The organism is Cnuella takakiae (genome assembly GCF_001953305.1).
GTDB classification, from domain to species: domain Bacteria; phylum Bacteroidota; class Bacteroidia; order Chitinophagales; family Chitinophagaceae; genus Flavisolibacter; species Flavisolibacter takakiae.
Map to the genome: position 1 here is coordinate 5491113 of NZ_MTFE01000010.1, position 677 is coordinate 5491789.

Annotated in this window: 1 protein-coding gene; it reads left to right on the forward strand. The window is 54.7% G+C overall.

Annotated features, from left to right (window positions below):
* Window positions 1-611 (forward strand): DUF932 domain-containing protein (locus BUE76_RS25245; protein WP_254049542.1); only part of this gene is annotated, 611 nt, incomplete at its 5' end.
* Window positions 612-677: the final 66 nt, after the last annotated feature.

Consider the following 677-nt stretch of genomic DNA (forward strand, 5'->3'; position numbering starts at 1 on the left):
TAGAACAATACCTGTTCTTAACCACCTCCCATGATGGGTTGGGCAGTATCACGGCAGCTTTTACCCCCATCCGTATCGTGTGCAACAACACGCTTACCGCTGCATTAAAGGCCTCAAGCAGCACCATACGCATCCGGCATACCGGTAATGCAAGGGAGAAGCTGGCACAAGCCCATAAGGTAATGGGTATGGCCAGTGTTCTGTCCCAAACGCTGGAAGGCATCTGGAACGGATGGAGCAAGGTCCGGGTGACCGATAGCCAGGTGCAGGCCCTCATCCGGCAGGCACTGGCGCCTAATAAGGAAGTATTGCACAACCTGCAAATGGGTGCGCAGGATGCTTTGTCTACCCAGTTCAAAAACGTGTGTGAGCAGGTATTCCGGTATAGCCAGGAAAGCCCTACGCAGCAAACAGAAGAAACGAAAGGCACCCTCTTTGGCGCTTACAATGCCATCACCGGCTATTACCAGAACCTGCGCAGTTACAGGGACGAGGAAGCCAAGCTGCGCTCCCTGCTCTTTGGCGGCTTGGCACAGGCACGGACAACCAAAGCCTTCCAGCTTTGTGCGGATATGGCTCAAGATCCTGCACTCGCAACAGGGCTCAACTAAAATGGTAATCTACCCCCGCACCCCAACAGGTGCGGGGTACTTAAGCTCTTCCATATGGCCGCCGCC